The 12992-nt window shown below is 63.9% G+C and carries 10 protein-coding genes and 1 pseudogene; 6 read left to right on the top strand and 5 right to left on the bottom strand.

Annotated elements, in window-relative coordinates; translation table 11 throughout:
* Positions 1 to 228: 228 nt before the first annotated feature.
* A complete protein-coding gene (locus NKH99_RS13510) occupies positions 229 to 1590 on the bottom strand; it encodes a pilus assembly protein TadG-related protein (protein ID WP_352767513.1) in 1362 nt (453 codons plus the stop codon).
* A 328-nt stretch (positions 1591 to 1918) separates the two neighbouring features.
* A complete protein-coding gene (locus NKH99_RS13505; protein ID WP_352451227.1) occupies positions 1919 to 2788 on the bottom strand; it encodes a transglutaminase-like domain-containing protein in 870 nt (289 codons plus the stop codon).
* A gap of 178 nt (positions 2789 to 2966) precedes the next feature.
* Here NKH99_RS13505 and NKH99_RS13500 point away from each other — a divergent pair, with 178 nt between their 5' ends.
* A complete protein-coding gene (locus NKH99_RS13500) occupies positions 2967 to 3638 on the top strand; it encodes an HAD-IA family hydrolase (RefSeq protein ID WP_352451228.1) in 672 nt (223 codons plus the stop codon).
* Between the two features lie 17 nt (positions 3639 to 3655).
* Here NKH99_RS13500 and NKH99_RS13495 read toward each other — a convergent pair whose 3' ends face one another.
* Complete coding sequence (locus NKH99_RS13495; protein ID WP_352451229.1) at positions 3656 to 3868, bottom strand: DUF1674 domain-containing protein; 213 nt, start codon at positions 3866 to 3868, stop codon at positions 3656 to 3658.
* 116 nt (positions 3869 to 3984) lie between these two features.
* On the opposite strand from NKH99_RS13495, the gene htpX reads away from it, so the two are divergent.
* The 5 genes from htpX (at position 3985) to purH (ending at position 10263) form a co-directional block, all read left to right on the top strand.
* On the top strand, positions 3985 to 5001 hold the full coding sequence (gene htpX, locus NKH99_RS13490) for a zinc metalloprotease HtpX (protein WP_352683668.1): 1017 nt from the start codon (positions 3985 to 3987) through the stop codon (positions 4999 to 5001).
* Positions 4998 to 5324 (top strand): hypothetical protein, encoded by a 327-nt coding sequence (locus NKH99_RS13485; RefSeq protein ID WP_353014387.1) that lies wholly within the window; start codon positions 4998 to 5000, stop codon positions 5322 to 5324. The genes htpX and NKH99_RS13485 overlap by 4 nt, the downstream gene beginning before the upstream one ends.
* Positions 5321 to 6667, top strand: a complete 1347-nt coding sequence (locus NKH99_RS13480) for an RsmB/NOP family class I SAM-dependent RNA methyltransferase (protein ID WP_352683673.1) — start codon at positions 5321 to 5323, stop codon at positions 6665 to 6667. The genes NKH99_RS13485 and NKH99_RS13480 overlap by 4 nt, the downstream gene beginning before the upstream one ends.
* A 146-nt stretch (positions 6668 to 6813) precedes the next feature.
* Positions 6814 to 8562, top strand: a complete 1749-nt coding sequence (locus NKH99_RS13475; RefSeq protein ID WP_352540908.1) for a heparinase II/III family protein — start codon at positions 6814 to 6816, stop codon at positions 8560 to 8562.
* A gap of 84 nt (positions 8563 to 8646) precedes the next feature.
* Entirely contained in the window at positions 8647 to 10263 is a 1617-nt protein-coding gene (gene purH / locus NKH99_RS13470; RefSeq protein ID WP_352814783.1) for a bifunctional phosphoribosylaminoimidazolecarboxamide formyltransferase/IMP cyclohydrolase, read from the top strand.
* A 37-nt stretch (positions 10264 to 10300) separates the two neighbouring features.
* On the opposite strand, the gene NKH99_RS13465 is transcribed toward purH, so the two are convergent.
* Both NKH99_RS13465 and NKH99_RS13460 read right to left on the bottom strand, forming a co-directional pair.
* Positions 10301 to 11677, bottom strand: coding sequence for an MFS transporter (locus NKH99_RS13465; protein WP_353014386.1), 1377 nt, complete (start codon positions 11675 to 11677; stop codon positions 10301 to 10303).
* Between the two features lie 189 nt (positions 11678 to 11866).
* Positions 11867 to 12901, bottom strand: a pseudogene (locus NKH99_RS13460) (NAD-glutamate dehydrogenase); the annotation flags it as partial.
* Between the last annotated feature and the right edge of the window lie 91 nt (positions 12902 to 12992).

The raw sequence follows: 12992 nt of genomic DNA, 5'->3' as shown, positions 1-12992 counted from the left end.
AGGAAGTGTTCAACAAATCGAAAGGAGGTGATCCGATGTCGAGTGATTTCGTTTTCCAGAACGTGGCCTCAGCGGATCGCACTTTCGGGAAGCAGTCTTCCCGTTAAGGCGCGAGATGCGCGGCTGGCGACCAACCGTCGCCGCCAGGAGCCGCGCCATGGACGGAAACACGGAAGGCCGCCGACTTCGCGAGAAGCGGCGGCCTTTTCCTTTTTGGGCTGTTGTCCCTTATTTGGTTACGGTCAACATCTCGACGTTGCGCGCTATGTCCTGGAAAGCCTGGTTGAGTTCGGTTCCATTGGCAGCTTGGTAGAAGTGCTTGATCTTGGCGGTGTCCGGGCTCGCGCAATCCTGGAGCGTGGCCTTGGCATTCGTTTCGTTTAGGTCAAACCCAATAGTGAAGATCTCGATGCCGTTGTCGCGCATGGCAGCGCAAAGTTTCTTGGCGGCCGTGCGGGTCGGCTCCTTGCCGGCGTCATTGTAGACGTCGCTCACCGTGCTCGCATCGAAGTAGGACAGGTTGAATTCGCCGTCGGTCATCAGGATCGCGATTTTGGCGACCTTTTTTGGATCCATCTTGGCCGGCCGCTGCGAAGTCCTCATTATGCTCCCCCAGTTCTCCGAGAGCATGTACCAGGTCCACTGTACGCCGATATGGCCGGCAGTGCCGCCGGAGGCGATGAAATTCTTGATGACCGTCTTGAGCGCCGTCGCATCCGCCGTCAGCGGCATCAGCGTGGCGGCCGGGCAGGCGGCGGTGCCGGTTTGCCAGGCGAAGGACGACAGCAGGTAGTCGCGGTTGACCATGCTGGCGTCGGGGCCCGCGTCCGAATATTGGTAGGTCCCCTTGCGTTCGGTGGCGCAATTGTCAGGACGGATGAGGCCCGAGACATACTGCACAGCGTCATTGGCCGGCGCCTGTTTGCGTTGGCTGGCGGTGGTTTCCACATAGACGCTGCTGGCGGCAAGTGTACCGGCATTCACCGAATTGGCATAAGGCACGATGGCAACCCGCACGCGCGGTTTGGAGGTGTCCTGACCGCCCAGGAAGCTGTCGACGGCATTCGCCGCAGCCGTCCGCAGATCGATGATTTTCTGGCCTGCCATCGAGCCGGTCACATCGAGCATCATCGCGACTTCGATCTGCTTGTCCGAATAGAGAGCCGTCGTCGATGCGGGAACGCGCTGCATGCTACCCGTGCTGAAAAGCGGGAAATAATAGCTGACATTGACATGAACGTCCGCCTGAACGGTCCTGGCGGTCTGGTCGACGGTCAGTTTGTCGAGAACGATCTGATTGTCCTGCAGGATACCCGCCGTGCTGTTGGCATCGAGAAAGGCCTGCACCGATTTGCTGGCTTCGGCCTCGCTGATAACGCCGGTCGTCAGGTCGCGGGCCGTCGAGGTGACCGCCGCATCGACGACGCCTTGCAGGCTCGATTTCACATTGTAGAGTTGGGATACGTTGACGGCAAAGCCGACACTCAGCGCCAGTACTGAGCCGATTATACCAAACAGGACCGCGAAATTTCCGCTGCGATCCCCGGCAAAGCCGCCGATCGCCTGAACAAGACCCCCGAAACGCCGCATTCTTTCCGCCTCCATTCGCTACAGCCTGCAGCTGTCCGAACGCGCATTGCAGGAATCCGGCCGGATCGCGCCGCCGGGCGCGGGAAAGCGAGCGGCCCCCGCTCAGGCCATTGTTTCCAAACGGTTTCGAGCGGCGACAAGGTAAACAGCGGGTAAACGAAAGCCGCGTCGGCACGGCTTTGTTCAAAAAGCGCTTACCAAGATTCGGGCTCGCAATTCGAGACGGCTGGACTGCGTCCCAATCCGGTACAGACGAGATGTATCGAACAGGATCAGTGCTGCCGCAGTGGCGGCAGGTGGAAATCCGGACTGCGAATGTGTCCGAAGATCAGGCCAGCATCCGTGCGCTGACGGTCTTGTCGACGCCGCGATAGGGCGGCTTGAACAGATTGCCTTCCTGCTCGTGGGTCCAGACCTTGAACAGGCTGAGCCGATGCGGGCCGAAACTGTGCAGCAGCGGCACGTCGGTGGCGTCGCGGCCGCGGGCTATGACGACGCGGCCGATCCTCGGCACATTGTGGCGAGGATCGAAGGTGTACCATCTGCCGTCGAGGAACACTTCCACCCAGGCCGAGAAATCCATCGGCGCCGGATCGGCGGGCACGCCGATATCGCCGAGATAGCCGTTCACGTAGCGGGCCGGGATGTTCATGCAGCGGCAGAGCGTGATCGCCAGATGGGCAAAGTCGCGGCAGACGCCGACGCGCTCCTCATGCGCCTGCGCCGCCGTGCGGGTCGAGCGCGCATAGCCGTAGCCGAAGGACAGGCGGTTGTGGACATAGTCGACGATCGCCTGCACCCGCGCCCAGCCCGGCGGAAGCTGGCCGAAAAGTTGCCAGGCCAGGTCGCCGAGATGGTCGGTCTCGCAGTAACGGCTGCCGAGCAGATAGCCGAGCACCTCGTCCGGCAATTCGGCAACCGGGACTTCCCCGGCCAGCGTGTTGACTTCGTCCATCTCGCCGCTGTCCTCGACCACCGCGTCATAAAGGATGCGAAAGCTTCCGGCCGGCGCCGTGAAGCGGCGGCAGCTATTGCCGAAAAGATCGTGGTAGACCCTGGTCGGAACCGACGGCGACGTCAGCACGCGCGTCTGCCGCTTGATGTCGGCCTGGCGATCCCGATGGATCTCGAGCAGCGAAACAATCGGCGTGGCTGCAGCGCATTCAATGGCAATTTCATAGCCGAGCCTGATCAGCATCGCCGTCCCCCTACGATCGTCATGGAAGATAGTGCTGGTCAACGCAGGAGAGTGTGCGGCGGTTCCTTGTGGTCGTCAAAAACGACGCCTCGCGACTTCCCATACGGACGCGGCAACGTTACGGTCGATCGACACGCGTCTTTCGAAATAATTCCTCCAAGATGACCCCGGGAAACCGATGTTCGCAGGCAGAAAATTCGCGGCCTTCCTGTTCGATATGGACGGCACGATTCTCAATTCGATCGCCGCGGCGGAAAGGGTCTGGGCAGCGTGGGCGCATCGGCAAGGTCTTGACGTCGCCGCATTCCTGCCGACCATCCACGGCGTGCGGGCGATCGAGACCATCGGCCGGCTGGCGCTCCCAGGCGTCGATCCTGCCCGCGAAGCCGAATCGCTTTTGCAGGCCGAGGCGGCCGATGTCGAGGGCATTCGCCCGATTGCCGGCGCCGCGGCCTTCTTGGCGTCGCTGCCGCCTGGAAGCTGGGCGATCGCCACTTCGGCACCGCGCGAACTTGCCTTGCTGCGCCTGCAGGCCGCCGGCATTCCGGCTCCCGCCGTGATCGTCGCGGCGGAGGACGTGGCTCGCGGCAAGCCGGCACCCGACTGCTTCCGGCTGGCGGCCGCACGGCTCGGCGTCGATGTGCGCGACTGCCTCGTCTTCGAGGACGCGCCGGCCGGCATAGCGGCAGCCGAAGCCGCGGGCGCTGCAATCGTGGTGATCAGCGCCACGCACCGGCATCCGTTGCAGACGCCGCATGCCGCCATCACCGGCTATGGCGCGATCGGCATCGCTGTCGATGACAACGGCTGGATTGCCATCGAAGCGGAACGGACCGCACAGCCTGCTTAACTAGCATCCTGCTTGCGCTAAAAGTCGCTGGTCAGGCCCTTGACCTCCCAGTCGCCATAGCGGCCAGGCTCCTTGCCGCCGCGCCCGCCGATCTCCCTCGGCAGCGTGGCTTCCTGCTCGCGATATTTCTCCCGCCGGGCCTCGGCCTCGACCAAGGCGCGCCTGGCTGCCGGGGTCAGCGGCTTTTGCGGCGAGCCGTTAGCATGCGTTTGGCTGGTTTTGTCGATCATGCGATCTTCCGCTAGATTGAAACAGGCCCCGATTGAAACGGGAACCGCTGTTTCCCATCATATAGCGATGGGCCCACAAGGATCGACCCCTTTGTTGGGCCCAAATGGAGCAGACGATGAACACCCTTCGCACCGCCATGCTTTTGGCCGCAATGACGGCCCTGTTCATGGGCGTCGGCTATCTGGTCGGCGGATCCGGCGGCATGATGATCGCCTTGCTGATCGCCGCCGGCACCAATTTGTTCAGCTATTGGAACGCCGACAAGATGGTGCTGTCGATGCACCGTGCGATCGAAGTCGACGAACGCAACGCGCCTGAATATTACGCCATCGTGCAGGGTCTCGCCCAACGTGCCGGCCTGCCGATGCCGAGAACCTATCTCATCGACAATCCGCAGCCCAATGCCTTCGCCACCGGCCGCAATCCGCAAAATGCCGCTGTCGCCGCCAGCACCGGCCTGCTCGAGCGGCTATCGCATGAAGAAGTCGCGGCGGTGATGGCGCACGAGCTCGCCCATGTGCAGCACCGCGATACGCTGACCATGACGATCGTCGCCACCTTTGCCGGCGCAATTTCGATGCTCGGCAATTTCGCCTTCTTTTTCGGCGGCAACCGCGACAACAACAATTCCTTCGGCATCGTCGGCGTGCTGGTGGCAATGATCGTCGCGCCTTTGGCCGCCATGATCGTGCAGATGGCGGTGAGCCGCACCCGCGAATATGAGGCCGACCGGCGCGGTGCCGAAATCTGTGGACACCCGCTGTGGCTCGCCTCGGCGCTTGACAAGATCGCGCGGGGCGCCGAACGCATCCGCAACCCGGATGCCGAGCGCAATCCGGCAACCGCCCATCTCTTCATCATCAATCCTCTTTCCGGCGAGCGTATGGACAGTTTGTTTTCCACTCACCCGAGCACAGAAAACCGCATCGCCGCGTTGCAGAGGATGGCGAGCGAAATGGCCGGCGCACCCGAAGCGGCCGCGACGCCAAGGCCGGCGCCGGAAGGGACCGGGCAGCAGCCGTCTGGTCCGTGGGACAGGGCCGCGCGGCCCGAGAGGCCGCCTGAGCCGGCCAAGCCGAGACCCAATCCCTGGGGACGCAATCCGACCGGACCCAAAGGTCCGTGGTCGTGACGAGCGCGACAGACAAAAAAGGCGGGATCTCGCTGGCGGAAATGCGCGATCTTTGTGCAAGGCACTGGAACCCTATCGGCATACCGATGGCGAGCATAGCAACATCAAGTGATCTGGGCTTTCGCCCACTTCCTGAAGATGAATATGACACCTATCTCCGCCACATCGTCCGACTTGTCGGGGATGGTGCATCTCCAAAGCAAGTCGCGGACTATGTCGGCACGGTTGAAAAAGACTACATTCAGGTGACCTCCCCCCTAGGAAGCAAAGAAGATTTTGTCAGCGCTATATTTAAACTAGTCAACCGATCGCCGACACAATGAGGCCAACTCACAGTGAGGCTTCAGAAGCTCGCGGTCTCGCCGCGCGCAAGGCAGCCGCGCGCCTGCTTGCCGCCGTCATTGACGCGAAAACGCCGCTCGACGGGCTGACCGACCATGAAAACGGCCATCCACAATACAAGGCGCTCGACCTGCGCGATCGCGCTTTGGTGCGCGCCATTCTGGTCACCGCCCTGCGCTACCGCATGACCATATCAGGCCTTTTGGCCCGTCGCCTGGAAAAGCCGCTGCCGCCCAACGCCACGGCGCTTTCGCACATTTTGCATGTGGCGGCAGCGCAGATCCTGTTCCTCGATGTTCCCGACAGCGCCGCCGTCGACCTCGCCGTGACACACGCCAAGTCCGATCCGCGCACGGCGCGCTTTTCCGGCCTCGTCAACGGCGTGCTGCGCACGCTGGCGCGGGCCAAGCAGGACGAGCTCGCCGCAGCATTTGCCGCTACCGACGAGGCGCCAAAATGGTTTTCCGACCGTTTGAAAACAGTCTACGGCCTCGACAAGGCCCGGCAGATACTGCTCGCCCATCGCCATGAGGCACCGGTCGATTTCTCGGTCAAGTCGGACCCGGCGCTGTGGGCCGAACGGCTCGGCGGCTTTGTCTTGCCGACCGGCACGGTGCGGGTGGAAAAGCTCAGCGCTTCCGTGACCGAACTGCCCGGCTTTGGGGAAGGCGCCTGGTGGGTTCAGGATGCAGCGGCCAGCCTGCCGGCCCGGCTGTTCGGCGACATCAATGGTTTGCGAATCGCCGACCTCTGCGCCGCGCCGGGCGGCAAGACCGCCCAGCTGATCCTCGCCGGCGCCCACGTCACCGCGCTAGACATGTCCAAAACGCGGCTGGCACGGCTGACGCAGAACCTCGAACGGCTCGGTCTGGCCGCCGAGATCGTCCAGGCCGATCTGCTCAAATACGAGCCGAAGGACCTCTTCGACGCCGTCCTCCTCGACGCACCTTGCTCTTCGACCGGCACGGTGCGGCGGCATCCCGACGTCCCCTGGACGAAGACGGTGGCCGACGTCGAAAAACTGGCCGACCTGCAACGCCGGCTGCTTGCCCGCGCCGTCACCCTGGTCAAGCCTGGTGGACGCATCGTCTTTTCCAACTGTTCGCTCGATCCGCTGGAAGGCGAAGAGCTCTATCGCGACTTTCTCGCCGGCAATGCGGAGATTGTCGACGACCCGCTTCGGCCGGGTGAGATCGCCGGCATCGACCCGTTTCTGACGCCGCAAGGCACGTTGCGCACCACGCCTGCCGATCTGGAGCTAGGCTCGCCGGGCCGCTCCGGGCTGGACGGCTTCTTCGCCGCCCGCATGCGCAGAGCCGGCTAAGGGCCGATCCTGAAGCGCCGTCCGGCTTCTTGGGGCGAGGAGGCATGGAAAACAGGCTGAACGGCCCCACTGCCGCGGAATTCGCCTTCGCACAAGTTCTTGAATCATATAAACTTGTGCTTGGGTGAGGACGATCAGGAGGGGTTTTGGCAATCGCTGCCGGTAACACGACGCGTCTGTGGACGCTTGTCGCGAGGGAGTTCTGGCGCAAGACGCGCCGGCGCTTGCGCGCCGGGCCACTCTATCGCTGGCGCTACTCAGGCCGCACGCCGGAGCGCGTCCTGATCGCCCCACCGGACCTGCGGCTCGCCGATCCTCAGATCGCGCTCGAGATCTATTACGGCCGCTATCCGCTTTCGGGGCATCTGGTCGAGACCGGCGGCAAATCGCCCTTCCAGATCGACGTGCCCAATCCCGGCTGGCAAAAAACGCTGCATGGCTTTCGCTGGCTGCGCCATATGCGTGCCGCCGGTACCGAGCTCGCCGCCGCCAACGCCCGGGCGTTGGTTTCCGACTGGATTGCAATCCATGGCAGCCATATTTCCGGCGTCGCGTGGGAGCCCGGCACGACGGCCAAGCGTGTCATTGCCTGGCTGCAGCATTCCTCGATCGTGTTGCAGGGCGCTGAATTTCCGTTCTACCGCGCGTTCTTGAAATCGCTCGCCGTCCAGATCCGCTATCTGCGCGCCATGGTGCGCGAGATGCCGGACGGCAAGGACCGGCTGCGCGCCCGCATTGCGCTGGCCTTTGCCGCTTTGTCGCTGCCGGCGCCGGCCTCGGCGCTACGCGGTGCTACCCGCAATCTCGCCGAGGAGCTCGACCGCCAGATCCTGCCTGACGGCGGCCATATCTCGCGCAATCCGATGGCCGTGCTTGAAATCCTCGCCGACCTTCTGCCGTTGCGCCAGACATACGCCAATCAGGCCGAGACACCGCCGGCCGCCCTGATCGGCGCCATCGACCGGATGCTGCCGGCATTGCGCTTCTTTCGCCATCAGGACGGCAGCCTTGCCCGCTTCAACGGCATGGGCGCCACCATTCACGATCGTATCGCCAGCATCCTGCATCACGACGACACCGCCGGCGCACCGTTGCTGCACGCGCCGCATTCGGGTTATGAGCGCCTGTCGATGGGCGGTGTCACTGTGATCGCCGATACCGGCCCGCCGCCCCCTGTCGACGTATCCAATGCCGCTCACGCCGGATGCCTCGCCTTCGAATTGTCGTCGGGCCGCCAGCACTATATCGTCAACGCCGGAATAGACACTTATGGCGCCGCCGAGTTCCGGCCGCTTGCCCGCGCCACCGCCGCCCACTCGACCGCCACCATCAACGACACGTCGTCGGCGCGCTTCAATCACTCCTTGCGCGTCAACGACCTGCTCGGCACGCCTTTGATCGGCGGGCCGCAGCATGTGCCTTGCAAGCGCACCGACCAGAAGGGCAGCCAGGGCTTCATCGCCCGCCATGACGGCTATGCAGCGCGCTTCGGCTTCCTGCATGAGCGCGAGCTGAAATTATCGACCGAAGGCAATGTGTTTGCCGGCAGGGACCGTTTTCTGCGCCCGGGCGGCGCTTCTATCCGCAACAATGGCCGTGACTTCGTCACGGTGCGTTTCCATGTCCATCCCGATATTAGCCTGCTCCAGGATGAGCATGACCGTCTGGTGCTGGCCGCCGACCATGCCGACACCTGGGTGTTTACCTCTACCGAAGTGGTGCCCGAGGTCGAGGAATCGATCTATTTCGCAGGGCTTGGCGGCCCGCGCCGCAGCCGCCAGATCGTGCTTGCGTTCAAGGCCTCGGAAATTTCGGAGGTCCACTGGCAATTGACGCGCACCATCATCGCCGGCCGTCCGGAAAAAGCTGAAGCCGGTGGCAACGGCAGACACTGATCAAGTCTTGCGGCTTGATTTCCGGGCCTCATATGCTACGGCCCGCGGACGCTCTCCAACCAGAACTGGAAAGGCCGCCAGCCCATGGCCGTCGCCGCCAAGAACATTCCCGCGCCCGACCTTGTACCCATCCGTCGCGCGCTCCTTTCCGTCTTTGATAAGACCGGCCTGATCGATTTCGCCAGGGCGCTGGCTTCGGCCGGCGTCGAGCTAGTCTCGACCGGCGGCACCGCAAGGGCGCTTGCCGAGGCAGGCATGGCGGTGCGCGACGTGTCCGAGCTCACCGGCTTTCCCGAGATCATGGACGGCCGCGTCAAGACGCTGCACCCGTCGGTGCATGGCGCACTGCTTGGCGTGCGCGACGATCCCGAGCACGCCGCAGCGATGCGCGACCACGGCATCGAGCCGATCGATCTCGTCGTCTCCAATCTCTATCCGTTCGAAGAGGTGCGTCGCTCCGGCGCCGACTACGCGGCGATCGTCGAGAACATCGACATCGGCGGCCCGGCGATGATCCGTGCCTCGGCCAAGAACCACGCCTATGTCGGCATCGTTACCGATCCCGATGACTATGCCTCGGTGCTCAACGCGCTGGAGATGAATTTCGGGTCGTTGTCGCTGGATTTCCGCAAAAAGCTGGCAGCCAAGGCCTTTGCCCGCACCGCCACCTACGATGCGGCGATCTCGGGATGGTTCGCCGAGGCGCTTGAGATCGAGCATCCGACATGGCGCGCCTTCGGCGGCAAGCTGCAGTCGGTGATGCGCTATGGCGAAAACCCGCATCAGGGCGCCGGCTTCTATGTCAACGGCGACAGGCGGCCGGGCGTCGCCACGGCGCGCCAGCTTCAGGGCAAGCAGCTTTCCTACAACAACATCAACGACACCGACGCTGCCTTCGAGCTGGTCGGCGAGTTCGACCCGTCGCGCTCCGCAGCAATTGCCATCATCAAGCACGCCAACCCGTGCGGCGTCGCTGAGGACGCTTCGCTGCAGGCGGCCTATGCCAAGGCGCTGGCCTGCGACCCGGTCTCGGCCTTCGGCGGCATCGTCGCCATGAACCGCATCCTCGATGCCGGAACCGCCGAAGAGATCGTCAAGACCTTTACCGAAGTGATCATCGCACCGGAGGCGTCCGAAGAAGCAGTCCGCATCATTGCCGCCAAGAAGAACCTACGCCTGCTGGTCACCGGCGGCCTGCCCGACCCGCGCGCAGCGGGCCTTGGCTTGAAATCGGTTGCTGGCGGTTTGCTGATCCAGGGCCGCGACAACGCGGTGGTGGATGACCTCGAGCTGAAAGTGGTGACCAGACGCGCTCCGACGCCGGCCGAATTGGCCGATCTGAAATTCGCTTTTCGCGTGGCAAAGCACGTCAAGTCGAACGCCATCGTCTATGCCAGGGATGGCGCTACAGTCGGCATCGGCGCCGGCCAGATGAGCCGGGTCGATTCCTCGCGCATCGCGGCGCGCAAGGCGCTCGACGCGGCCGAAGCTGCCGGCCTGACGGAGCCTTTGACCAGGGGCTCGGTCGTCGCCTCGGATGCCTTTTTCCCGTTCGCTGATGGGCTTTTGTCGGCAATCGAAGCCGGCGCCACAGCCGTCATCCAGCCCGGCGGCTCGATGCGCGACGACGATGTCATCGCCGCCGCCGACGCTCACGGCATTGCCATGGTCTTCACCGGAGTGAGGCATTTCCGGCATTGAACGCGTTACCCCCGCTGTGGGAGAAGGCAAGAGCAGCTCACTCCGCCGGCCGATCCGCCGGATAGGGCGTGCCGATCAGGATCGCCATGCCGGCGCCAAGGAACAGCACGATCGCCGCCATGCCGAGCCGCGCCGAGCCGCTGGCCAGGGTGATCGTGGCCACCATGAAGGGTGCGGCAAAACTGGTTGCCCGGCCGGCCAGCGCATAGATGCCGAAATAGCGGCCCGATTCGGCAGCGGAGACGCTGCGCGCCATGTAGGAGCGCGACGATGCCTGCACCGGCCCGAAAGCAAGCCCGATCAGCAGGCCGTAGAAAATGTAGGCTTTTTCCGCCGCCGTGCCGAACAATCCGCCGCCGTCCAGTCCGGGCATCACCCAGGCGCCGAACAGCGTATAGCCCGGGCCGGTCGAGACGATGCCGAGCGTAGCGATGCTTAGCATGATCAGCGAAATCATCACTATGGTCTTGGAACCCAGTGCTGTGTCGAGGCGTGCGGCAACCAGGCAGCCGACGATGGCAACGACGTTGAGGATGATGCCGAACAGGCCGATCTCGGTAATCGACCAATGGAACATTGCCGCCGCAAACGTTCCGCCCAGCGCCAGCAGTGCATTGACGCCGTCCTGATAGATCATGCGGGCGACGAGAAAGCGAAAAATGCCGCTGCGCTTGCGCACTTCGGCCAGCGTCGACTTCAGTTCCGACAGGCCTTCGCGCACCGCCGGCCCGATTGGAATGCCTTTGATCGCATCAGGCGTGAAGAAGAACATCGGCAGGATGAACAGGAAATACCAGGCCGCCGACAATGGTCCGGTGGCGCGCGCGTCCTCGCCGAGCCTGGGGTCGAGGCCGAAGATCGGGTCGAGCCCAACGACGGTCTTGCCGGTTTCAGGCGAGCCGGCCATGACGGTAACGACGAAGATCAGTGCGATCATGCCGCCGAGATAGCCGAGTCCCCAGGCCATGTTCGAGATCCTGCCGATGTCGCTCTTTGGCACCAGGCGGGGCATCATCGAATCGTTGAACACAGTCGAGAATTCCGCCGCGACCGACGCCAGCGAGAACAACACCACGACCAGAAAAAGATTAGAGCCGGGCGCGGCGAACCACAGCAGGGTGAGGCAGGTGATCTTGACCGCGGCGAAGAAGGCTATCCACGGTTTGCGTGGTCCGGTCTGATCGGCGATCGAGCCGAGGACCGGCGACAAAACGGCAATGACGAGGCCGGCGGCGGCAATGCCGTAGCCCCAGGCCGCTTGCCCGGTCTCTGGATTGCTGGCCATGCGCGAGACGAAATAAGGACCGAAGATGAAGGTGGTAACGACCGTGAAAAACGGCTGTGCCGCCCAATCGAACAGCATCCATCCCCAGATGCCGCGTCCCGATGCCCGCTGCACTGCCATCTCAGCCATGTCCCCTCCGCTGGAGCTTGCTCCATGCCGATCGAATCGGAATGATGCTCCGTCTTGTTGTTGAGCACGATCTTGTCCAAAAGCCGATCGTCACTTTTTGGGATCATGCTCCGGCGCCCCCCAACGCAGGGCGCCGTTCGCTCAATAGCGCAGTTCTTCCCGGCAATCCCGCGCGATGTGGAAGACGTCTCACAGCCCTGTCAGATCGCTCATCAGGCCGGACGCCACCGACAGCCGCGACACGGTGATGTCGCCGCCCTCGGTCAGAGCCTGCAACCGCTCGCGGATGCGTCCGACCCGTTCGCCGCCCGCCTCCAACCATGCTGTCACCGGATCCGCCGCCTCGGCATGACTGGTGAGTGCCGCCACCGCGATGCCGCGCCTGGCGGCGCCGATCGTGTCGGTGGCGCGCGAAAGCGCCAGTTGATCGTAATAATCCGAGGGCGTGATCGAGCGCGCCGCATCTTCGACGCGCGGTATGCGGAAGACATCGCTGACTGCAAAAAACGCCTTGGCGGCAGCGACGATGCCGGCATTTGCCGTCCGCGCCGTCAGCGCAATGTCGGGGATGAGTTCCGCCACATCGGTCAACGCCAGTTGCTCGGCCAGGCTCTCGGGCGCGCCGCCCTTCGACAGGCTGTGCCGCCGCTCCTCGATCCGCTCGCGCGAGAAGGCCGGCAACAGCGCAACGAGCTTCGGCTCCAGCGCCTTGCGCGCATCCTGCAACTCGGTGATCCGCTGCCCGAGCGGTGCGGTGCCGGCATCGTTCTTCAGGTACCAGCCGCTGGTCACATAGATCAGCCGGCTGACCGCCTGATAGAGGTCGAGCTGGATCTGTCCGTCGATCCGGTTGTCGAGCGCGTCGATCTGGCGATAGAGCGCCGGCAGCGCAAAGCCATCCCGCACCACGGCGAAGGTGCGCACGACATCGGCGGCACTGCGCCCGGTCGCTTCCTGCAGCCTGTTGACGAAGGACGGGCCGCCGCGATTGACCAGGTCATTGGCGACGGCACGGGCGATGATCTCGCGGCGCAGGCGATGGCCGTGGATTTCCGCCGCATATTTCTTTGCCATGCGGTCGGGAAAGTAACCCATCAGGTCGCGGTCGAAATGCGGATCGTCCGGCACGTCGCTGGCGACGATATCGGAAAACAGCACGATCTTGGCATAGGCAAGCAGCACGCCGAGCTCGGCCCGGGTGAGCGGCTCGCCGCGCGCGTAGCGCGGGGGCACGTCCCGCGGCGGACGCCGCCGGGACGCCGCCCCGGGGGGGCCACCCCCCGCCAAGCGCGCCGCCAATGAAACCGGGAGGTGG

Source organism: Mesorhizobium sp. M0854 (assembly GCF_040319815.1).
Taxonomy (GTDB): domain Bacteria; phylum Pseudomonadota; class Alphaproteobacteria; order Rhizobiales; family Rhizobiaceae; genus Mesorhizobium.
This window is presented reverse-complemented; position numbering and strand designations above follow the sequence as displayed.

What these genes read in the sequence shown, in the direction of transcription:
- NKH99_RS13510 (WP_352767513.1), bottom strand. Translation starts at nt 1,590, where the DNA reads ATGCGGCGTTTCGGGGGTCTTGTTCAGGCGATCGGCGGCTTTGCCGGG.
- NKH99_RS13505 (WP_352451227.1), bottom strand. Translation starts at nt 2,788, where the DNA reads ATGCTGATCAGGCTCGGCTATGAAATTGCCATTGAATGCGCTGCAGCC.
- NKH99_RS13500 (WP_352451228.1), top strand. Translation starts at nt 2,967, where the DNA reads ATGTTCGCAGGCAGAAAATTCGCGGCCTTCCTGTTCGATATGGACGGC.
- NKH99_RS13495 (WP_352451229.1), bottom strand. Translation starts at nt 3,868, where the DNA reads ATGATCGACAAAACCAGCCAAACGCATGCTAACGGCTCGCCGCAAAAG.
- htpX (WP_352683668.1), top strand. Translation starts at nt 3,985, where the DNA reads ATGAACACCCTTCGCACCGCCATGCTTTTGGCCGCAATGACGGCCCTG.
- NKH99_RS13480 (WP_352683673.1), top strand. Translation starts at nt 5,321, where the DNA reads ATGAGGCCAACTCACAGTGAGGCTTCAGAAGCTCGCGGTCTCGCCGCG.
- purH (WP_352814783.1), top strand. Translation starts at nt 8,647, where the DNA reads ATGGCCGTCGCCGCCAAGAACATTCCCGCGCCCGACCTTGTACCCATC.
- NKH99_RS13465 (WP_353014386.1), bottom strand. Translation starts at nt 11,677, where the DNA reads ATGGCTGAGATGGCAGTGCAGCGGGCATCGGGACGCGGCATCTGGGGA.